The sequence below is a fragment of the uncultured Porphyromonas sp. genome, assembly GCF_915070105.1.
In the GTDB taxonomy this organism is placed as follows: Bacteria; Bacteroidota; Bacteroidia; order Bacteroidales; family Porphyromonadaceae; genus Porphyromonas.
The window spans coordinates 1-21,245 of sequence record NZ_CAJZFJ010000002.1 but is presented as its reverse complement, the minus strand read 5'-3'; the positions used below and the strand labels follow the sequence as shown (position 1 = coordinate 21,245).

At 55.7% G+C, this 21,245-nt stretch carries 15 protein-coding genes and 1 tRNA gene; 13 read left to right on the top strand and 3 right to left on the bottom strand.

Annotated elements, in window-relative coordinates; translation table 11 throughout:
- Positions 1 to 4 precede the first annotated feature (4 nt).
- A complete protein-coding gene (locus tag QZ554_RS00375; RefSeq protein ID WP_297193314.1) occupies positions 5 to 2,419 on the bottom strand; it encodes a TonB-dependent receptor in 2,415 nt (804 codons plus the stop codon).
- A gap of 916 nt (positions 2,420 to 3,335) precedes the next feature.
- Between QZ554_RS00375 and trmD the strand changes: the two genes are divergently transcribed.
- The 13 genes from trmD to serS all read left to right on the top strand — a co-directional run bounded on the left by trmD (position 3,336) and on the right by serS (position 17,937).
- Positions 3,336 to 4,025, top strand: coding sequence for a tRNA (guanosine(37)-N1)-methyltransferase TrmD (gene trmD, locus QZ554_RS00370; protein WP_297193312.1), 690 nt, complete (start codon positions 3,336 to 3,338; stop codon positions 4,023 to 4,025).
- Positions 4,026 to 4,120: 95 nt separating this feature from the next.
- Positions 4,121 to 5,620 (top strand): acetyl-CoA hydrolase/transferase family protein, encoded by a 1,500-nt coding sequence (locus QZ554_RS00365; protein WP_297193310.1) that lies wholly within the window; start codon positions 4,121 to 4,123, stop codon positions 5,618 to 5,620.
- A 127-nt stretch (positions 5,621 to 5,747) separates the two neighbouring features.
- A complete protein-coding gene (locus QZ554_RS00360) occupies positions 5,748 to 6,212 on the top strand; it encodes a hypothetical protein (protein WP_297193308.1) in 465 nt (154 codons plus the stop codon).
- A 101-nt stretch (positions 6,213 to 6,313) separates the two neighbouring features.
- Positions 6,314 to 6,386 (top strand) — tRNA-Thr (locus tag QZ554_RS00355).
- A 243-nt stretch (positions 6,387 to 6,629) separates the two neighbouring features.
- Positions 6,630 to 11,099, top strand: a complete 4,470-nt coding sequence (locus tag QZ554_RS00350) for a translocation/assembly module TamB domain-containing protein (RefSeq protein ID WP_297193306.1) — start codon at positions 6,630 to 6,632, stop codon at positions 11,097 to 11,099.
- 23 nt (positions 11,100 to 11,122) lie between these two features.
- The gene (locus QZ554_RS00345; protein ID WP_297193303.1) at positions 11,123 to 12,124 is read left to right on the top strand and encodes a malate dehydrogenase; all 1,002 of its coding nucleotides are present in this window, start codon (positions 11,123 to 11,125) and stop codon (positions 12,122 to 12,124) included.
- Positions 12,125 to 12,366: 242 nt separating this feature from the next.
- A complete protein-coding gene (locus QZ554_RS00340; protein ID WP_297193301.1) occupies positions 12,367 to 12,969 on the top strand; it encodes a hypothetical protein in 603 nt (200 codons plus the stop codon).
- 12 nt (positions 12,970 to 12,981) lie between these two features.
- On the top strand, positions 12,982 to 13,605 hold the full coding sequence (locus tag QZ554_RS00335) for a hypothetical protein (RefSeq protein ID WP_297193299.1): 624 nt from the start codon (positions 12,982 to 12,984) through the stop codon (positions 13,603 to 13,605).
- A 742-nt stretch (positions 13,606 to 14,347) separates the two neighbouring features.
- Positions 14,348 to 14,656 carry a hypothetical protein gene (locus QZ554_RS00330; RefSeq protein ID WP_297193297.1) on the top strand — a complete coding sequence of 103 codons (309 nt, stop codon included), beginning with the start codon at positions 14,348 to 14,350 and terminating at the stop codon, positions 14,654 to 14,656.
- A gap of 724 nt (positions 14,657 to 15,380) precedes the next feature.
- Positions 15,381 to 15,635 carry a GlsB/YeaQ/YmgE family stress response membrane protein gene (locus tag QZ554_RS00325; RefSeq protein ID WP_297193295.1) on the top strand — a complete coding sequence of 85 codons (255 nt, stop codon included), beginning with the start codon at positions 15,381 to 15,383 and terminating at the stop codon, positions 15,633 to 15,635.
- A 241-nt stretch (positions 15,636 to 15,876) separates the two neighbouring features.
- The gene (gene rplU, locus QZ554_RS00320) at positions 15,877 to 16,194 is read left to right on the top strand and encodes a 50S ribosomal protein L21 (protein ID WP_297193294.1); all 318 of its coding nucleotides are present in this window, start codon (positions 15,877 to 15,879) and stop codon (positions 16,192 to 16,194) included.
- Between the two features lie 36 nt (positions 16,195 to 16,230).
- Positions 16,231 to 16,488: a 50S ribosomal protein L27 gene (gene rpmA / locus QZ554_RS00315; protein WP_297177011.1), complete on the top strand. Its 258-nt coding sequence runs from the start codon at positions 16,231 to 16,233 to the stop codon at positions 16,486 to 16,488.
- A gap of 174 nt (positions 16,489 to 16,662) precedes the next feature.
- Positions 16,663 to 17,937 (top strand): serine--tRNA ligase, encoded by a 1,275-nt coding sequence (serS, locus tag QZ554_RS00310; RefSeq protein WP_297193292.1) that lies wholly within the window; start codon positions 16,663 to 16,665, stop codon positions 17,935 to 17,937.
- Positions 17,938 to 18,079: 142 nt separating this feature from the next.
- On the opposite strand, the gene QZ554_RS00305 is transcribed toward serS, so the two are convergent.
- Together QZ554_RS00305 and QZ554_RS00300 are read right to left on the bottom strand one after the other, a co-directional pair.
- Complete coding sequence (locus QZ554_RS00305; RefSeq protein WP_297193290.1) at positions 18,080 to 20,590, bottom strand: BamA/TamA family outer membrane protein; 2,511 nt, start codon at positions 20,588 to 20,590, stop codon at positions 18,080 to 18,082.
- Between the two features lie 35 nt (positions 20,591 to 20,625).
- Positions 20,626 to 21,245 (bottom strand): translocation/assembly module TamB domain-containing protein (locus QZ554_RS00300; protein WP_297193288.1); only part of this gene is annotated, 620 nt, incomplete at its 5' end.

Below are 21,245 nucleotides of genomic sequence, written 5' to 3'. Positions count from 1 at the left end.
GTAGCTAGAATTTGATGAGGGTGCGTAGGGATACATTCACCCCACGCTCGTGGGCGTAGTACCTGAATCGGTCGGTGTACTCCTTGTAGAGGTTGTTGAGGATATTCTCCCCTACGATCATGAAGCGTACCTCCCTACGCTGGGGTAGGCGGATGGCAAACTCCGCCGTACCGCCGAGGAGGAAGTACGGGTCGGGAGAGTCAGAGACGAGGTCTTTGTCGGGGTCGAAGCGACGCTGCTTCGTCACGTAGAGTCCCGAGAGCGAGAGGGAGGCATGGTACTTCTCCTTCGCCCCTAAGCTCCGCTCGTAGGTACCCGTGAGTCCGTAGCGATCGGAGGGCATGAAGGGAAGCCAGTCCCCACGAGTGATATTGCGGGCAAACATCCACTCGGCCTTACCTACCACAGTGAGCCCCTTTAGGGGAGTCATCGTAGCCTCTAGGTCACCCCCGTAGAGCTGTACATCATCCTGGTCGTAGATGAACTTAGGGTACTTACCGCTGGGGTGGTTGTGGAAGCGATCCTTACCCGTACCTATGTGGTCATAGATATAGCTATTGATACGCTGATAGAAGAGGCTAGGCTCGATGGAGAACCAAGTGTCTCGGTAGCGCCCCCCGAGGACGGACTTGTAGCCCCGCTCACTCTCTAGCTTGCTATTGCCCACTACCCAGTAGGAGCCATCCTGTAGCCCGATGGCATAGAGCTCATTGATGTCGGGTGGACGCCACGACCAGCCGATATTGGCACGGACATCCCAGTGGTCATTGAGGGTGTAGTGTGCCGCTAGGCTAGAGGTGAAGTTGCTATAGAGCTTGAAGTCGTCGTAGTAGGTGTAGTTGCTGAGGCTCGTGTAGCCATTGACTGACATCACGCGGAAGTCATAGCGCATCCCTAGGGCACACTGCAGACGGTCAAACTGTGCTCGGTGTAGGACATAGCCCCCCATCGTCAGGGCGGCGAAGTTGGGGACGAAGGCAGGCTGCTTCGTACCGGGGTAGTTATAGTTGGTCTGGTAGGTATTGGCCGTACCTACGTCGGTGGACATGTTCCATAGCTTCCACTTGGCATTCCACTGGGCGTCTACCTTGTAGGTCTTGAGGATAAGGTCCTGCATAGGCACCCAGCTCCACTCTACCTTCTTGCGGTTCTCGAACTCCTGTCGGAGGTTCTCTTGGAAGGAAGCCGTGAGGGTGAGCTTGTGGTCATCGTTGATGTTCCACTTGAACTCTCCCTTGAGGGTGAAGTGCTGGGATTGCTGGAAGGGGGGCTTGATGTCGTAGGAGAAGGGATGTAGGGTACTGGGGTCTGGCCGTCCGTACTCAAATCGCTTGATGAGCTGATCGAGGTCGGAGATCTTGCTAGCATAGTAGATACCACTACGCTGGTAGTAGAGGCTGGAGGAGAGGTCTATCTCTATCCGTCGGCTCTTGTAGCCGAGGACACCAGAGAGGCTGATGGTGTTGTAGCCCGTGTTGTTGAGGATATACTCTGCGGTGCGGTAGTCACCGCCCTTGGTGTACATGCCGTGTAGGCGCAGGCCGACATTGCGGTAGCCGAGCTCTAGGCTTCCCGAGCCACTGCCTCCTCGGGCATTGGTGTCGTAGCCGAGGTTGGCTTTGCCGTGCACTTGGAGCTTATCGTTCCCATAGGGCAGGGGTGCTTCGTTGAGCAGGACGACACCCCCCATAGCTCCGAAGCCGTAGCGTACACACTCTGCACCCTTGACGACCTCGACCATGCTTGCCCCCGTGTAGTCGATCTCGGGGGCATGGTCTGCGCCCCAGCTCTGGCTCTCTAGGCGGACACCATTATTCATCAGCAGGATACGACTGCTGTGCATGCCCTGGATCACAGGCTTGGCCACAGTGCTGCCCGAGCTGATGGAGCTGACCCCGGGGATGGTCTCGAGCATCTTGGCTAGCGAGGTGGCACCTCCCTTCTCGAGGGTCTCGGAGCTAATGCGGGCAGTCTGCTGGAGCTTGTTGGTGCGTCGCTGTTGTCCTGAGACGAGGACTTCGCCGAACTGCTTGACATCCTCCTGCATCCGTAGGGTGATGGGCTTGCCTGGAGTGACGGCGATGGTACGTCGGACGGGCTTAAATCCGATATAGGTGATATGCACCTGGATCTCTCGTACGGGTTGCTTGAAGCGTAGGACACACCTCCCAGTCTGGTCGGTGATGTCCGGGCTGAGTGCACCTGTACAGCGTACCACAGCCCCGACGATCGGGTCACGGCTTGAGCCACTGAGTACTATGATGGAGACTCGCCTAGGGTCTGCGGGCTCGGTAGTCTCCTCATGCACGGTGGTCGTGATGGTAGCTGATAGGGGAGAGGCTGGGGTGCTGATCACCCCAACGAGTAGTAGAAGGAACGACCAGAGACGGAGGTGCGTCCGCCGAGGGTATGGTCGCATGCGTAGTATTAACATATTCCCATAGGTTTACTTTGCTGTTCTTTTTTGTTTTCCCTCCGGTAGGTCGATCTGCTGGCTATCGGGTAGAGGGAGGAAGAGGAAGGGGTGCGTATTCGATAATGAAGTACTAGGTGCACACTCGCCAATTCGGGTGCAAAGATCTCACCTTTTTGCGTACGAATAAATACCTAATAGGGAGTATTTTTTCCTTGTTCGCCGTATTTATATACCTACCCATGTGCCTACAGAGGGGAGAGGCCTTTGCCTCGCGCGTACATTATAATATATATAATATAGGGGGCGGGATGACTAGCTTCTCTGAGAGGAGGAATTTGCTCCACAGCTCATCAGGACGGGACGGCCAAGGCACACTTCCCTAGAATACTCTAGCCCTAAGCCCAAGCGTGTCTCTCTGCTCAGGCTCTCCATCAGGGTGCCCACACGTGCATACCTCGAGGATGTGGGGGGAGAGCGGGGTGGGGTGGAGGAGGGGGAGGTGTGTCGATTTTTAGCCCGACTAACATGCTCTGTATCAGTCTTGCCGAGAGGGGCAAAACGCTCTTACCGAGAGCGCAAGTGCGCTCTCGGTAAGAGCGTCCTCGTCACCTTACATAGGTGATGGAAGCGTTCTTTATAGGAGGGCAAGAGCGTTCTCGGTAAGTTCATTTCGAGGGGTGCGAAATGCCCGCTACGAAGGGGGCTATTAGGAGGCTCCGACCAGTCCCACTCTGCCTCCGATGGGGTGTGAGGGATCGGATGAGTGCTATTCAGAGTAGAGCGTGGTGGCTCCCTACAGGATGGGTGAAAGCTCTAAGGGTCATCCTAGGGAGTATGGACGAGCCATGCGAAAGCACTACCTTTGTCCGAAGAACGATTTATTCACCCAAGGAACAGCGATAAGCGAAACGAACATCACGTGCGTATAGATATCCTCACCGTCGTGCCCGAGCTCCTAGAGAGCCCGCTGAAGCACTCCATCATCGGGCGAGCCCAGCGAGAGGGCTTCCTAGAGCTCTATGTACACAATATCCGTGACTACTCCACCAATAAGTGGAGACGTGTCGATGACTACCCCTTCGGTGGAGAGGCGGGTATGGTGCTGCAGGTCGAGCCCATTGATCGAGCGATCAGTGATCTGAGGGCACAGCGTGACTACGATGAGGTGATCTATACCTCACCCGATGGGGAGACCTTCGATCAGGGGATGGCCAATGAGCTAAGCCTTCGGGAGAACCTCATCATCCTCTGCGGTCACTACAAGGGGATCGACCATCGTATCCGAGAGCACCTCATCACTCGTGAGATCTCCGTAGGGGACTACGTCCTGACTGGAGGGGAGCTCCCCGCTGCGATCATGACGGATGCTATCGTGCGCCTGCTCCCTGGGGTGATCGGGGATGCCGAGAGTGCACTCTCCGATACCTTCCAGGATGACCTCCTCGCTCCCCCCATCTATACACGTCCCGCAGAGTACAAGGGGTGGTGTGTGCCGGAGGTGCTCCTGAGCGGTCACGCAGCGAAGATCGAGGAGTGGAAGATGAACGAGGCGGTGGAGCGCACGAAGCGTCTGCGCCCTGATCTCATGGAGCGACATAAGCGGAGATAGCTAAGTATTTCTTACTTTTGCCACGAAGAAGTCTGTTACACAGAGGAAACAAGGAACGAACTGACGAACATAAAATATCCACATATATAAATATCATGGCTTTGAAGTTTATCACAGCAGATGAAGCGGCTGCGCTGGTGCAGCACAATGACAATGTCGGCTTCAGTGGCTTTACGCCCGCCGGCTGTCCGAAGGTCGTCCCAGGAGCTATCGCCCGCAGGGCAGAGGCCGAGCACGCTGCCGGTCGTCCCTTCAAGATCGGGATGTTCACAGGTGCTAGTACGGGTGACCGCCTCGATGGTGCGCTGGCACGTGCCGAGGCAGTGAAGTTCCGCACCCCCTATCAGTCCAACAAGGATATGCGTACGGGGATCAATGCCGCAGCGAACCCTTACTTCGACATGCACCTCTCGATGGTCGCTCAGGAGCTCCGCTATGGCTTCCTCGGCAAGGTAGATGTCGCTATCGTCGAGGCTGCCGATGTGACCGAGGATGGGGAGATCGTCCCTACCTGCGGTGTGGGTATCCTACCTACGATCTGCCGTCTAGCTGACAAGATCATCGTCGAGCTGAACGATAAGCACCCCAAGGAGATCCGAGGGATGCATGACCTAGCTGAGCCCCTCGATCCTCCTCACCGCAGAGATATAGCTATCTACAGCCCTAGCGATCGTGTCGGTGATACGTGCATCAAGGTCGATCCCGCTAAGATCGTAGGCATCGTACGCACGAGCGAGCCCAACGATGATGGTGGCTTCGCACCCCTCGATGAGGTGACGCAGGCTATCGGGAACAACGTCGCCCAGTTCCTCGTCTCCGAGATGGAGGCTGGTCGCCTACCTAAGGAATTCCTACCCCTGCAGAGTGGTGTGGGGAATGTCGCCAATGCCGTGCTCGGTGCTCTCGGTGACAACGATAAGATCCCCGCCTTCAACGTCTACACCGAGGTCATCCAGGATGCTGTGATCGCCCTGATGAAGAAGGGCCGTGTGAAGTTTGCCAGTGGCTGCTCGCTCTCCGTCTCTCGCCCTGTGATCCAGGATATCTATGCTAATCTAGACTTCTTCAAGGATAAGCTCCTCCTGCGTCCACAGGAGTACTCGAATAACCCTGAGATCGTTCGCCGTCTCGGTATCATTACGATCAATACTGCTCTGGAGGCCGACATCTTCGGTAACGTCAACTCCACGCACGTCAATGGTACCCGTATGATGAATGGTATCGGTGGCTCGGGTGACTTCGCACGTAATGGTTACCTCTCGATCTTCACCACTCCCTCGACAGCTAAGGATGGCAAGATCTCTGCCTTCGTGCCCATGGTCTCCCACCTCGACCACAGCGAGCACTCGGTGAAGATCATCATCACGGAGTATGGTATCGCAGACCTTCGTGGTAAGAGCCCACGTCAGAGAGCTGAGGAGATCATCGAGAAGTGTGTCCACCCAGACTACAGACCTCTACTACGTGAATACCTCGAGCTCGGAGTGAAGGGTCAGACTCCTCAGGATCTAGAGTGTTGCTTCGCCTTCCACCAGGAGATCGCCGCCTCGGGCGATATGCGTAACGTGGACTGGAAGAAGTACAAGAAGAGCTAGTCCACCTCCCCACTATATCCATTGCGCCTATCCCCGCTGCCTCGGCAGTAGGGGTAGGTGCAATGCTGATTTAGTCCATCCCCTATCCAAAAATCTTCTATGCCTACAATCTATACCGCATCAACAAATGAATATTATGTCCCACAGCAACGAGCGAGACTTACAGCTCCTGCGTAAGTTCTTCCTATCCCTAGTGACCGAGGGGAGCGCCCTCATCACGAAGCCTATCAACGACCTCTTCCTCCAGATCGACTGTGAGGTAGGGGAGCTGCGTGTCTATGATGATCAAGATGAGCTCATCGCCCATCAGGAGGTCTTCTCTTGGGCAGAGACGGGCTCGAGTGAGGATCCTACCCATGAGGCCATCGAGACGCTGAGGGAGCTCGTGACACGTCTGGAGCAAAAGGGGTTCTGGAGCAAGGAGGTCTTTGCTCGTCCCTTCTCCGTGGAGCTTGTGCGCCCAGATTTCTCCCTCATTGAGGTGCTCCTCTTCCTAGACGAAGACCTCTTCAATCTCTCTAAGCCATTGATGGAGGACCTCGATGAAGAGCTGGGCGTATTCATGGACAGCCTGCTTGGGGAGGAGAAGTAATCGCTGTTTGGCAGGTCTAAAATAAATGCCTATCTTTGCACCGCCTTTTGGGAGAGTATGCAGTTTCTATGCATTAGGAAAGCGCCTTCCCTAGAGGTTACGCCGAAATAGCTCAGTTGGTAGAGCAATTCATTCGTAATGAATAGGTCGCCGGTTCGAGTCCGGCTTTCGGCTCCTATGTGTAATCATTTCATGACTTTATAGAAGAAAGTTTTTTCATAAGAATGACAATCGGTGCGCCAGTCCTCGGGAGAGAGCTGGCGCACAACCTTTATATATAGTTGAGTGGCTAGGGGTATAGTCTAGGTACATTGTCGTATCTTTGTCCACACTTTTTGCCCCGAGGGAGACGTTTACGAGGTGTGAGGTAGGGGCAAGAGAGCGATTAGGGAGCTTAGACGAGATAAGATAGGATAGATGCGCTATTGGCAGGTAAATAAGCATTTCCTGAAGGTGCTTCGGGTGGTGGCATGGATAGCTGCTACCCTATTCCTTTTATTTTATCTCCTCCCACTGGGGCTCTTCCGTATACCAGCTGTGCAGCGTGAGGCTGCAGCACGAGTAGGGAAGTTCCTCACGGAGCTCTTCGATAGCCCCGTGTCACTCCATCAGGTCAAGCTCGTAGGCTGGACAGATGTCGAGGTGCATGGGGTGACAGTCCTCGATACCGTGGGCAGGGAGATGCTCCGAGCCAATCGTCTAGTGGGTAGTATCACACTCTCCGACCTCATCACCGAGGGGGAGGTGCGGATCACCTCGGCACGACTCTTCTCCGCACACCTCTCTCTACACCGTGACTCCGTGACTGGACGGCTCAATGTCCAGCACGTCATCGACCACCTGAGCAAGCCCAAGCGGGACAAGGCTTCCATCCCCGTAGATATCAATAGTATCATCATCCGAGATCTGGGCCTCACGCTCCAGCAGGGGGATACCAAGCTCCTAGAGCTACAGAAGCTCTCTACACGCATCCGACGCCTTCGCTTCTCTCCAAACTACATCGCTGGGGCTGTGGATGAGCTGAGCTTCGGTCTCACCAATGGCTTTACTCTCTCCTCACTCACTGCTCAGGGGGAGCTCCACCATGGTCGCTACCTCACGCTACGTAACGCACAGGCCACACTCCCCAATAGCCAGTTCGCCCTGCCCCTGCTCCGCTTGGATCTAGGAGGGAAGGGGCTAAAGCTCCTCCATGAGGTCGAGCTGGCGGATACCTACCTTGCCCTATCTGACTTTGCTCCTTTCTTCCCACAGCTCGGGGAGCACAAGGAGCGTCTCTATCTACGAGGGCTCTATACAGCTCGGACGATGGAGACTGGTCAAGGCTCCCTCTCTGTCCGCCTACCTGGACTACTGAACCTAGAGGAACAGCTCTCCCTGAGCTGGAACCAGCATGGAGCACTCAGTTCCGTACAGCTTGACACCGAGACCCTCGAGGTGCGGCAGGGGCTGATTGAGCTCGTCAAGCCCTACCTCCCCGCTTCACTCCACTCTGCCCTAGACTATGGGAAGCAGCTAGGTGCTCTCTCCTATCATGGTCACCTAGACTACAAGGTAGCTGGGGCGATCAAGGCACGAGGGACGCTCGGTACCGACCTCGGGAAGTGGCAGCATGACCTAGAGGCACACCTTGTGGATAAGAGCCTGAGGAAGGTACGTGCCGACCTCAGCACGGAGAGCTTCCTCCTTACCCCTCTCCTTGGTGGTAAGGTGCCCCTAGAGCGTCTAGGAGCGACGATCAAGCTTGAGGCTCAGCGCTCGACAGACCGCCTAGAGGACTGGCAGGTTGGGGCAACTATTACCAGCCCCCAGCTGACCTATCAGGGCTACACTTACCGAGACCTTAGTCTGGCGATCCGTCCACTACGTCCCTACCGACATGAGCTACAGCTCTCGGTCAATGACCCGAATGCAAGCCTTAGTGTGCGTGGTGCAGCCTCCTTTGACGGGAAGGTCGTGCGGGATATGGATCTCTCCCTATCTACCGACCTCCATCCCGAGGCTCTTGGGCTAAGCCAGCTCCTCGGGAAGTATAATATCAAGGCTACGGGCTCTGCGAACTTCGATGTGCTCAATATCGACCGTGGGCATGGAATGCTCGTGCTACAGAGCCTAAGCCTCACGACGCCGAAGCAGACCCTAAGTCTGCATGACCTCCAGCTCCAGCTCATCGGTAGCCCAGAGTCGGGACGACTCATACATATCACTTCGCCATACCTTATGGCTCAGCTTAGTGGCCACTATACCGTAGGCCAAATCCTCCCCGACCTCAAGCAAACGCTCCGACACTACCTCCCCTCGCTCCAGGGAGAGGAGGGCATCAAGCATCCTCTCCTAGCTCCTGCACGCTCCTCCTACGAGCTGGATGTGAAGATCAAGAAGGTCCCCGAGGAGTGGGCGGAGTACCTTCGCCTGCCCATACGTCTCGAGCAGGGTGGCTCTCTACGTGCTCTCTATACGGGTGGTAACCACGAGCTGACCCTCTATGCCGAGGCTCCAGACCTTCGCCTAGGGGATCATCACCTCTCGGGGCTCCATGTGACCTTTGCCGACCGTAGGCTTCAGCTCTCCTCGGATGTTCGCCTCGCCAAGGGGACGGAGGTGAAGGATGTCGGTATCTATAGTGACCTCCAGACGGATAGTATCTACACCCGTATCAGCCTAGGTCGTGACCAGCATGGTGTCGCCAATGGCTTCGTAGGCATCGGCACCCGCCTAGAGCGTGTCCCTCTAGCAGGGACAAAGGCTGGGGTGCTTAGGACGACCTTTGACCTCTCGCCCTCCCTCGTACGTATCAATGGCGAGGACTGGACGATTGCTCCTGCACACGTACATCTGCAGCAGGACGAGGTGCACGTCCGAGGGCTTGACCTCTCCAGTGCTGAGCGACGTGTCAGCATCGACGGTGCACTGAGCAACCAACCTAATGAGCATCTCAATGTCGCCCTCAAGAAGATCAACCTCCTCTATATCCTCCAGTCCGCAGGGGTAGGCTTTGATATGCTCGATACGGAGATTACCGGTCGAGCTAAGGCCAGTCTGCGTAATGGTGCTGTGGTCGCTACGGCAGATGTCTCCTCGCCCGCCTTCTTCGTCAAGGGGGTCGATGTGGGGACACTCCGTGCGGGACTGACCTTCGACAGCCGAGATGGTCGGCTCATGATCCGTGGGCATGTTGCCCAGCCTGATGGAGGGATGGCAGATGTGTCGGGCTATATCCGTCCCGCTGGAGGTGCGGGGCTTGACCTAAGCTTTGACGCTACACGTCTGAGGGCTACCTTCGTTGGGCGTTTCATGGATACTCTCTTTGACCGAGTCGATGGGAAGGCCTCTGGGCATGTCCGTCTCTTCGGTGTCTTCGATGAGGGTGTGACGGTCGAGGGGACTGCGGATGTCGAGGAAGGATGCCTAGGGGTACGCCTTCTTGGCACGAGCTACTACTTCGACCATCGTCTGACCTTTACTCCCACCTCGATACAGCTGGATAATATCCCTGTGCGTGATGATGAGGGACACACGGGTATTGCCCATGGGGTGATCCGTCACCGCTTCTTTGACCACTTTGACCTTGATCTCGAGGCTCGGGATATGGTGCAGATGAAGGTACTGCAGACCAAGAGCAAGCAGCGCTTACCCTTCTACGGGACAGCCTATGGCTCAGGCTCGGCTAAGCTCCGTGGCCACCTCCCTCGTCTACTGCTGGAGGTCAATATGCGTAGTGCCGAGGGGACAGACCTTACCCTAGACTTCAACAAGACAGATATCCGCAAGGAAGACCGACTCATCGTCTTCAAGCCCCTTCGCCCCACAGCTCCCCAAGATAGCCTACATGCACCTGCTCCTGCCCCCACTAACGAGGGAGAGACGGAGCTGACGATGCGTATGGCCTTCCGTGTTACACCTGAGGCACGGATAGCCCTTCGCCTAGGCTCTAGCAATATCCCGAACGAGGTGAAGGCTCGCTGCGAAGGCGACCTAACGATCGAAGTCCCTCACACAGGCCCTGTCACGACCTACGGAGGACTTACCCTGAGGGAGGGATCGTATGTCTTCAACTTCGAGCAGCTCACCCGCCGTCGCTTCACCCTCCTAGAGGGCGGACGACTGGACTTCCGTGGCGATCCTATGCAGGCCTCCATAGACCTCAAGGCCATCTACAGCCTCACCGCCAATATTGCCGACCTCGATGCAGGGCTCTCTACCGAGTCCAAGCGTACCCACATGCCGGTGAACTGTACCCTACATCTGAGTGGAGAGATCTCCAAGCCTGATATTCACCTCGGGCTAGAGCTCCCAGGGGCAGAGCCCGAGGTGGATCGCCGTGTGCAGTCCCTCGTCAATACGGAGGATGAGCGCAATAGGCAGGTACTCTATCTGATGACGATCGGTAAGTTCTACACCCCAGAGAATAGGCGTAATACACGTGGGGTGTCTGATGGCTGGGCCTCACTAGCGGCCTCTACGCTCTCCGAGCAACTCACCCACGTACTCGGCAACTTCTCCAAGGATATCCAGTTGGGGACGAATATTCGTACGAGTACTACCGCCTTTGAGGATACGGACATTGAGCTCCTCTTCTCAGGTAGCTGGCTAGGTGACCGCCTTATCATCAACGGCAATGTCGGCTACCACGATAACCCCTTCCTGCAGGGGAAGTACATCGGGGAGTTTGACCTTGAGTATAAGCTCAATCCAGCTGGTACGCTACGTCTGAAGGGATACAACCACTACAACAATATGTACCAGTATCTGCGTCAGTCGCTCACGACACAGGGGCTAGGCTTTATGTTCCAGCGTCGCTTCAACTCCTTTACTGAGCTCTTTGCTCCTGGACGTAACAAGAGAAAAAAGCGTACATTTGCTGAAGAGAATAAAACTCAACCATAATTCATTATACACTTCAATCAATTATGAGCTTCCTCACACAAGACAAGCTAACGATCGTCGGTGCCGCTGGCATGATCGGGTCAAACATGGTGCAGACGGCTGCCATGATGGGTCTAACACCTAACATCTGTCTCTACGATCCCTTCCTATCTGGTCTAGAAGGGGTCGCCGAGGAAATCCGTCACTGTGGCTTCGAGGGTCTCAACCTCACCTTTACCTCCTGCATCAAGGAGGCACTCACCGGTGCTAAGTACGTAGTCTCCTCGGGTGGTGCTCCTCGTAAGGAGGGGATGACACGCGAAGACCTCCTCAAGGGCAACGCCGAGATCGCTGCTCAGCTAGGCAAGGACATCAAGGCCTACTGCCCAGACGTACGTCACGTGGTCATCATCTTCAACCCCGCAGACATCACGGGGCTCGTGACCCTCATCCACTCGGGTCTTCGTCCAGAGCAGGTCACTACGCTCGCTGCACTCGACTCTACTCGTCTGCAGAGCGAGCTAGCTAAGCACTTCGGTGTCGCTCAGAGCGAGGTCGTAGGTGCTCGTACCTACGGTGGCCACGGCGAGGCTATGGCTGTCTTCTCCAGCGGTGCTACGGTAGCTGGGACTCCGCTGACCTCGCTGATCGGTACCGATAAGCTCCCCGAGGACAAGTGGGCAGAGATCAAGGAGCGTGTCACCAAGGGTGGTGCTAACATCATCAAGCTCCGTGGTCGCTCTTCCTTCCAGAGCCCAGCCTATGTCTCCATTGAGATGATCCGTGCTGCTATGGGCGGTGCTCCCTTCCGTTGGCCAGCTGGTTGCTATGTCGCTATCCCAGGGCTTGACCATGTCGTGATGGGGATGGAGACCGTGATCGATAAGGACGGTGTACACTACAGCCACGAGATCAAGGGCAGTGAAGCCGAGAAGGCTGCTCTGAAGAAGAGCTACGAGCACCTAGTGAAGATGCGCGACGAGGTAATCTCGATGGGCGTCATCCCTGCCGTAGCAGACTGGAAGAGCGTCAATCCTAACCTCTAGTCCGAGCGGAGGTCTCAGCCTCCCTCGCTAGTATCCCATCCTGGTAAGGGGGTACATCCTAGCTTCGGCTAGGGTGTACCCCCTTTTATGTATAGAATAGTCTATATTTGCTCCCGTAAGGTCGAGGTGGTGGAGCCTACAGAGGAATCCCTCGTGTATCTCATGGGGACACAAAGGTACGGATCTCTCCCTCTTTGATCCAGTGACAAGAGCAATAATCTCCCTATCTAATCATTCTAGCAATGAAGCGAATACTTTTCCCGCTCCTGCTGTCCCTATCCGCTACTCTTAGCTGGGGACAGACAGCAGACCCGGAGGCCTTCTTCCGAGGCTTCCCCTCCCTAACCAAGAATACCATTACGAACGAAGACTTCGCCTACAGTCAGAGCCGAGACTCGCTCTTCTCCGCCCTGCCTCAGATGCCCTCCGTTCGGAAGATGGCACGACTCCTACAGAGTGATGATGAGCCTAGGATGGCCTACGGACGTCAGTGGAACTATGGGGCATTTAGAGTCTTGCACTTCTCCCTCTCGTGTGAGTTACCTCCGATGTGTACATCGCCCATCAGGCGGATATCAGTCATTGCGGTCTATGATCAGCAGGGTGGGCTCATTGATTATGCGATGATCCCTCCGCAGACGATCATTCAGGGGACACTCTTCCCCTATAGCCTACACCTAACGGCTTACCACCCTCTGGAGCCCAATGTCGGCCGGTACGCTGTACGGCACGAACGCCTCCGTATCACCAAGGAGGGGAAGATACAGCGAGAGAAGCTCCATGACCTAGAGCCTAAGGAAGTATCGCTAACGGGCGATCAGGCTGGGGCGATACAATCACTTTAATACCGCTCTACGATGAACCGCAAGCTTATCCTATCTCTCCTGGCCCTCATCTTCCTAGCACAAGTAGGCGTAAGGGCACAGGGTGTGGACTTCAAGAAGTTCTCAGAAGCCTTCCCCGTGCAGGAGGATCTACGCATAGATGACAAGACTTTCTTCCACAGCTCTGATCAAGAAGCCTCCTTCGTCTATGTCCCTAATCTCGCTCAGCTCAAGCCTATCCTGAAGAGTCTCCCCTGTGGTGAGTCCCTTCGCTTCTCCTATGGTAGGCGGGTGGTGACGGAGCGATACGTCGTCCTACACTTCTACCTCTCGTGCGACGTACCTAGCCCGGGGACGCTCCCCTACAACAAGGCTGTGCTAGCGACCTTCACCCCCGCAGGCAAACTCATTGACTATACGACCTTCCTGATGCATAGTGACGAGGGGCATACGCTCCTACTGGGGACGCTCGCACCCTATCTCCTAGAGGCTACCCTCTATCAGCCCTCGGACAAGGGGCAGGGGCTGTACTCGGTGTCGCAGGAGCAGATCACGATCCATCCTACCACGGGTCGGATCCAGCGCCGTCCACTTGCCTTGCCCGAGCGCAGTGTCACCCTTCCTAGCGATTGGCCTCCACTCAGCCTTAGCCGTTAGTCCCGTCGCCCCTGTCGCCAGACTCCCCACTGAATTAGAGGGGGTACATCCTAGCTTCGTCTAGGGTGTACCCCCTCTCCTTTTTGGGGGAGGGGGAGGCGCTGAGCTGTGCACCCTTCCTTCAGCTATCATCGTCTCCCCACGGGATGCGCCTATGCCTCTGGTGGGTTTCATTTGTCTCGCAATGCCTATATTTGCTCCAAGGGAAGTGCTCTAGCGTGCTACAGCCCCCAAGGCTCTTTTGCTGGCACACACATTCCTTCGCTATCTGCTGGCCTAGACCTCCCCACGCTCTCTAGCTCTAGCTACGCCGAGTGAGCTAAGCTAACCCACCCGTCCACGGAGCCCGCTCCGCCTCCTCCACGATGGTGCTACCATCAGTGATCCTAGCTATTGCACGACTATCATATTCCTCACTTCTTTAATTTCAAGAATAAGTATGTCAAGATGGGTGAATTCGTCTGGAAGTAGACGCTATACTTGGACTAGGGTAGCCCCAAGGAGGCTATTCTGGTGCTTGTTCCTTATTCCACTGCTCACTGCATGCTGGATGATGCCGACAGAGCCCTATGGTATGGGTACGACGTACTATCTTACTTGCTATCCCATCAACAGTAGTGACCTCTCAGTCTATCCATCTCGCCACTTCTCTCCAAATAGTTTTGGGGGAGAGGTGCCTCATGGTGCGCACTTCTCCAAGGAGGGTTTGAACCTGAAGAGCAATACTAGGACAGGTGTTCTTGTGGAGTTTGACAAAGGTAATCGCCCCAAGCGGGCGGATGGACTCTTCGAGCTAAAGAATGCAGCAGATGAGCCTCGAAGGATATTTGCTGTACAAAAAGGGGGCTCTAAGCATGATGAGCTGAAGTACTCTAGGCAGCTAGAGCAACTCGGGATTACAGCAGAAGAGTTGTTCGGTCGGCTATCTGACAAGCTAAAGGCAGGCGGAGCAGATGCCCTCAATGCCTATTGGGAGGAGGTGCATCGCCTTCGCCCCGATATTGCCTTGCTTATCCCGCCGAAGAGTACCATAGCGCTCCCTTGGCGTTAGCCTCCCCTTTACTCCTAGGGGATATAGGACTCAGTATGTTCGTCCCCGTCACCTATCTAAGGTGACGGGGACGAACGCTATAGGTGCTCTCTAGGGCAGTCAAGGGGTGTGCAGCCTTCGCTCTAGTAGAGCGCTCTACGACGGAGGTGCAGGAGAGGGGGTAATCCAGAGGGCGCAGTGGGGCTTGGGCATGAGAGTACTAGAGGGCTAGGGCGAGACCGTAGAGGAGTATACACTCAAGATAGAAGCATCTCTTCCCTAGGGATAGATTTACCCAGCATATACCTGCTACCTAGGAGGGCAAAGTGTACACGCGTGTATACAGTAGTGTACACGCGTGTACACAAAGGTATACACACGTGTACACTACATCGCTCTAAGTATGTCCTCCGTAGGGCTCTCGTATGTTGGCCTTCCGGGCTAACGCCAGACGCTCCATGTCTGGGTAGCTGCACCTCTACGCTTACTCCCAGCATCCTCCCTGGGGTATATGTCTCGTATGTGATATAGCCAGCACTCTGTCTCCCCATGATCTCGGATGGCTCGGAAGATATGCTTGTCGTCCTAGGGCGATCTGATAGGGTAGGAGGCTTCAGCTGTTTCTTTGTCCGAGCGTTTATCGTATCGCTTGCAGGCGAAATATGCACCGACAGCAGTGATCATTCTAGTCTGTTTTCGGAGGATAATGTTTATCTTTGGGTACTAACTTAAAATGTTGAAGACTATGGGTATCATCGCAACGCTTATCGTTGGAGCCATCGCCGGATGGCTAGGTGGAACTATCTATAAGGGTAGTGGACTAGGACTGATCGGGAATATCATCGTGGGTATTCTTGGTGGTGGTGTTGGCTCTTGGCTTTTACGGCGAGTGTTTAATCTCTCCTTCGGAGAAGGATGGATTGGTTCTATCCTCACTGGAGCTATTGGAGCTATCGTTATTTTGTTCGTGATCAATCTGATATTTGGAAAGAAGAAATAACTAGACTCCTCTCCGAGATGTGTACATCTCGGGAGCACGACGCATAGAAGCCATCAGGGTCATTCTAAAGCATAGGAATGACCCTGATGGCATTTATGCATCATCGCTCTAGGTGTGGAGGGAGGGTATGGATATTTTTTGTATCTTTGTGCGATTTTCCTATGTAGGGTCTGTGGATCAAGTGCGTAGCTAAGGCGACGACACCCTACGGGGCTAACTTTTTAATAGTTATAGATACGTAATGTACGTAATCGTAGACATTCAGGGACAGCAGTTCAACGTAGAGCAGGGCCGTCGCCTGTTTATCCATCACGTTAAGGGCGCTGAGAGTGGCGCTAAGGTAGAGTTTGACAAGGTACTCCTCGTCGATAAGGATGGTGCCGTGACTGTAGGTACGCCTACTGTGGCTGGTGCTAAGGTCGTGTGCGAGATCCTCACTCCTCTCGTTAAGGGCGACAAGGTGCTCGTCTTCCATAAGAAGCGTCGTAAGGGCTACCGCAAACTCAATGGCCACCGCCAGCAGTTCAGCGAAGTCATCGTGAAGGAGGTCATCGCATAACCAGATTGTATCACCGCATTAGTTTAGACAAAGACAATGGCACATAAAAAAGGTGTAGGTAGCTCCAAGAACGGACGCGAATCGGAAAGTAAGCGACTTGGGGTAAAGCTCTTCGGTGGTCAGCACGCTAAGGCTGGGAATATCATCGTCCGCCAGCGTGGTACGCAGCATCACCCAGGTGTAGGGGTCGGTATCGGTAAGGACCATACCCTCTATGCACTGATCGATGGCACGGTCGTCTTCACACGCAAGCGCAACGACCGCTCCTACGTCTCGATCCAGGCAGAGGCCTAAGCGAGACAAGGGAAGTTCGGAGAACGACCACAACGATACCCGTCCCCATCCTGACTCCAGCCCCTAGTGGGCAAGCAGATATGGTGGACTCATCTCAGAGAGGTTGCTTCTAGGGATTTATTCCTTGGAGCGACCTCTCTCCCTATTTATGCTACCCCATACATATCATCTCGTATGCTTACCCTAAAGCAAATAAAAGAACAGACCGAGGACGTCCTGCGTCGGCTACAGAAGAAGCACTTTGAGGCACGTGAATACATCACCGAGGTGCTAAGCCTAGATGAGGTTCGTCGCCATGCACAGCAGGAGCTGGATGCAGCCCTCGCCAAGCAGAATGCCATCGCCAAGGAGATCGGTGCACTCATGAAGCAGGGACTCAAGGAGCAGGCTGAGGCGATCCGTGCACAGGTCGCCGAGCTCAAGAGCCTAAGCAAGGGACTCGAAGAGCGTAAGGCCGAGGCTGAGGCCAAGATCCGTGAGATCCTCCTCCTCATCCCTAACCTCCCCAACGAGATCGTCCCCGAGGGCTCGACAGCCGAGGATAACCTCTGTATCAAGACCGGAGGTGAGGTGCCCACCCTACCTGCCGACGCTGCCCCACACTGGGAGCTAGCTAAGAGCTATGACCTCATCGACTTCGAGCTCGGAGTGAAGATCACAGGTGCGGGCTTCCCCGTCTACAAGGGCTACGGTGCACGACTACAGCGTGCCCTCATCAATTTCTTCCTCGACAATGCCCGTGCAGCAGGCTATCTCGAGGTACAGCCCCCCTATGTGGTCAATGAGGATTCGGGCTACGGCACGGGTCAGCTCCCCGACAAGGAGGGACAGATGTACCACGTCGGCGTCGACAACCTCTACCTCATCCCTACGGCAGAGGTGCCCGTGACCAACCTCTATCGGGATGTGATCCTCGATGAGAAGGATCTCCCCGTACGCAATACTGCTTACTCTGCTTGCTTCCGTCGTGAGGCTGGCTCCTATGGCAAGGACGTGCGTGGGCTCAACCGCCTACACCAGTTCGACAAGGTCGAGATCGTCTGCATCGACAAGCCCGAGCGTAGCTATCAGCGTCTGGACGAGATGATCGCCTACGTGGAGACCCTCGTGACGAAGCTTGAGCTCCCCTGGCGTATCCTTCGCCTCAGCGGGGGGGATATGAGCTTCACCAGCGCACTGACCTACGACTTCGAGGTCTTCTCGGCTGCTCAGGAGCGTTGGCTGGAGGTAAGCTCCGTATCCAACTTCGAGAGCTATCAGGCCAACCGCCTGCGCCTACGCTACCGTGATCAGGAGGGTGTACAGCTAGCTCACACGCTCAACGGTAGCGCCCTGGCTCTACCTCGTATCGTAGCGGCTCTGCTGGAGAATAATCAGACACCCGAAGGGATCCGCATCCCCGAGGCTCTTCGTCCCTACACGGGCTTTGACCTCATCCCTCACCCCTAGCACCAGCTAGGAAGGCGATAGGTCGGGACAAGGACAGATCCCTACCATAACTAGGGCAGGAGTCCACCCCCTAGAATACGACATAGGCGAGGCACGTATCATACGTGCCTCGCCTATGTCGTATTCTGTATGGAGTCCTATCCTAGAAGGGATAACCGATGGCGAGGTGGAAGCCTAGGGCATCACGGAAGCGGGGGATATTATACCACCCCTTGCGAGAGGTCTCGTAGGGGAGGTGTAGTCCCACACCGACGTCGAAGCGTACCACGAGGAAGGAGAGGTCATAGCGCACACCTACTCCCGTCCCTACAGCTATCTGCCGAGCAAAGTCAGCTATGGAGGAGAGCTCGGGGAGCGAGGCTCCGACACGGGAGCTATCCCGACGTAGGAGCCAGACGTTGCCCGCATCGAGGAAGACCGCTCCATAGCAGTCCCCGAAGAGGCGACCACGATACTCCACATTGGCCTCGAGCTTCATCTCGCCGACACGATCCATGAAGGAGTAGGCACTCTCCTGCTGTGTCCTGAAGCGTCCAGGACCGATACTGCGCACCGTGAAGGCTCGTATGCTATTCGCACCGCCAACGAAGAACTGCTCGATATAGGGCGCAGTAGTGACATTACCGAAGGAATAGATCGCCCCAGTGGCGAAGCGTGTGGCGAGGGTCTGGTTGCGGTCGATCCGCCATGAGTAACGTAGGTCAAAGGCTGCCTTGACGAACTGGGCAAAGGGCACCCCAAGCATCGTCTTCGTCTCGGTGTAGCGTCGTCCGAAGGCCGTCATCAGCCCATTCGATAGGTTGCCCGCCTCGCTGACCTCGCCGAAGAGCTGGAAGAAGTGTGGGCTCTCCTCTCGCTGTCGTGTGTAGGTGAAGTAGTAGCCGACCTTAGGGATGAACTGGTTACGAAGGCTGAGCCCAAGGGCAGGATTGTCCACGAGGAGCTTGTCGAAGGCCGCTGTGGTACGGGTCAGCTGGGTGTAGTTCAGACTAAGCGGGGTGATACGGTGCGTCCATCTCGAGGAGGGCTGGAAGCTATAGTCCATCGTGAAGGAGAGCGAGCGTAGGGTATAGAAGCGGGCATGATTGATGGCCTGCATCCCGACCTTGAAGCTCGTGGAGGTCGGGTACTTGTAGTAGCTATTTGTCCACTTCGGGAAGAGGATGAAGGGGAAGGTAATCCCGAGGTCTCCCCCGAGCTGGTAGCTATTGATGGATATGGAGTTCCCCTCTATGGGACTCCGCCCCGTCTGCCACTCATAGGAGCCGTAGACATTCGCCGAGAGACGCTCCCCTCCGCCGAAGAGGTTGCTCCGCTCGATAGAGGCGGAGAGCCCAGGGCCGATGTAGTTATTGGACTTCTTCATGAAGGCAGCCCCGAGGTAAGCATTCCACGGCTTGTCGGGGCGAAGGAGGATCGTGAGGTCCAGCGTCCCGAGGGTATCGGCTGCCTGCATCGTGAACTCGGGATGCGGGGTGTCGCCTACGCTGTCACTCGGGAGTACTGTGATGAGGCTATCGGTGCGGGTGCTGTCGTCCGTCTCTCGCTTGGCGAAGTAGAACTCCACCGAGGAGAAGGCACCGAGGTTGGTCAGCGCACTTAGTGTCCTCTCCTCATCCTTGTGGCGGTAGATCTCTCCTTCCTTCATCCGAATACGTGTCCTGAGGACAGCAGGGCGCACGAGGGTCTTGTCCCGATAGTAGAGCATGATGCTGTCACTCAAGGGGAGGCTATCGTTGGCCATAGTCGTCATCCCCTCGTCCGAGCTCTGGAGGAGGCGTAGCTGTATGCGCCCGATCTTCCACTGTCTCAGAGCATCCATAGGAGCACTCTCTGAGATGACAGTACGTAGGGCTACCCGCTGTGGGGTCTGTAGGGTGTCGGCTTGGTAGCTGATATAGTCAGGCTTGAGGTAGTAGTAGCCGAACTGGCGGAGGTACCTGCTGATGGCCTCACGATCTCGCTCTAGGATCTCCAGGGAGAAGGGGGTACCTGGCTGGAGCTCACTCTCGGTGCCGTGGTTGAAGTAACGCCCCTTCGAGGTATATACCCGAGGGAAGTAGCTCACGGTGTCCAGTAGGTAGAGCGGGCCTAGGGTCATCTGATAGCTGACCCGAGCCTGTAGAGAGTCCGAGGGTAGGGGAAGGATGGTGGAGCGGACACTCGCACTCATATAGCCCTGCTCACGCAGGGTCTGCTGGGCGACCTTGGCTCGTAGGCTGGGGCTGACCTCACGCATCCAGACAGGCTTGGAGGTGAAGCGACGCAGGACATTGGCTAGTAGGGTCTTCTTGTCCGCTAGGCTACTGTATAGGTAGGGGCGCACTAGGGGGAAGGGCCAGCGTAGCGAGCTACTGCCGAAGATAGCACTATTGGGGGCATACTGGAGCTTCTCCTCGGCCTTGGCCACTGCATTGTCCGCATAGCTACCCTTGATGGTATCTGTTACCTTGATGTCCTTGATCCCTATATAGAGCTGGTCATCGGGACCTTGGAAGCGATGTAGAGAGCACCCCGATAGGACGGCTAGTAGGGCGATCAGGCTGAGTAGGGGATAGAGTCTCGCTGGGCGCTGTCTCCCAGATTGCTTGGGACTGGGGTTATTTGCCATCTGACTCTGGGGTGTGACTGAGGTGGGGATGAGGGAGCGCATAGGGCTTGTCATAGGGTTGCGACCACGTGGTGTCACTACTTCTTGGGGATAAGGAGGGTGGCACTGCCAGCGGTGCTTGTGGTGTCTCCGCCGAGACGCCAGGGCTGGGCGATGACCTTCTGAGGAGTGAGCTTGGGCTTCTTCTTGAGGAAGTTGAAGACGTCGAGCAGGCTATTCATCTTGCGCCTGAGGACATACCCTACACCCGTCTCGGAGTATTCACCCTCGAGGATGTTATCGGTCACACGCTTGTGATAGAGACTGAAGTACTGCTCACCCGTCTTGTCCACCTGGTACTGGATGGAGACGTTGTCGAGGAAGTTCTGCCCTTGGTTACCACGGTTGGCTCCGCTCTGTACCTTACCCCCGACGACGATACGGATGCGGTCATTGTAGAAGCGACGACTGAAGCTGTAGGTGTAGTCGGTATGTGCCGATTCGCCAGAGGAGCCATCGTAGTGGTCCATGCCGATGCTGAGGTCAGTGCCCTGTAGGAGCTTGCCTGCGGTCTTGTTGATCTGGGACTGCAGGAGGCTAGAGAGGGCAGAGTTCAGACTTAGGTTGCCTGCACCACCCGAGGTGTTGGAGAGGTACATACCCGTGGCCATGAGGGCGATGGCCTGCTTGCTCTGCTCCTCGGCAGACATGGTGGATA

What these genes read in the sequence shown, in the direction of transcription:
- QZ554_RS00335 (WP_297193299.1), top strand. Translation starts at nt 12,982, where the DNA reads ATGAACCGCAAGCTTATCCTATCTCTCCTGGCCCTCATCTTCCTAGCA.
- QZ554_RS00375 (WP_297193314.1), bottom strand. Translation starts at nt 2,419, where the DNA reads ATGCGACCATACCCTCGGCGGACGCACCTCCGTCTCTGGTCGTTCCTT.
- QZ554_RS00350 (WP_297193306.1), top strand. Translation starts at nt 6,630, where the DNA reads ATGCGCTATTGGCAGGTAAATAAGCATTTCCTGAAGGTGCTTCGGGTG.
- rpmA (WP_297177011.1), top strand. Translation starts at nt 16,231, where the DNA reads ATGGCACATAAAAAAGGTGTAGGTAGCTCCAAGAACGGACGCGAATCG.
- QZ554_RS00325 (WP_297193295.1), top strand. Translation starts at nt 15,381, where the DNA reads ATGGGTATCATCGCAACGCTTATCGTTGGAGCCATCGCCGGATGGCTA.
- QZ554_RS00345 (WP_297193303.1), top strand. Translation starts at nt 11,123, where the DNA reads ATGAGCTTCCTCACACAAGACAAGCTAACGATCGTCGGTGCCGCTGGC.
- QZ554_RS00340 (WP_297193301.1), top strand. Translation starts at nt 12,367, where the DNA reads ATGAAGCGAATACTTTTCCCGCTCCTGCTGTCCCTATCCGCTACTCTT.
- QZ554_RS00305 (WP_297193290.1), bottom strand. Translation starts at nt 20,590, where the DNA reads ATGCGCTCCCTCATCCCCACCTCAGTCACACCCCAGAGTCAGATGGCA.
- QZ554_RS00365 (WP_297193310.1), top strand. Translation starts at nt 4,121, where the DNA reads ATGGCTTTGAAGTTTATCACAGCAGATGAAGCGGCTGCGCTGGTGCAG.
- rplU (WP_297193294.1), top strand. Translation starts at nt 15,877, where the DNA reads ATGTACGTAATCGTAGACATTCAGGGACAGCAGTTCAACGTAGAGCAG.
- QZ554_RS00360 (WP_297193308.1), top strand. Translation starts at nt 5,748, where the DNA reads ATGAATATTATGTCCCACAGCAACGAGCGAGACTTACAGCTCCTGCGT.
- serS (WP_297193292.1), top strand. Translation starts at nt 16,663, where the DNA reads ATGCTTACCCTAAAGCAAATAAAAGAACAGACCGAGGACGTCCTGCGT.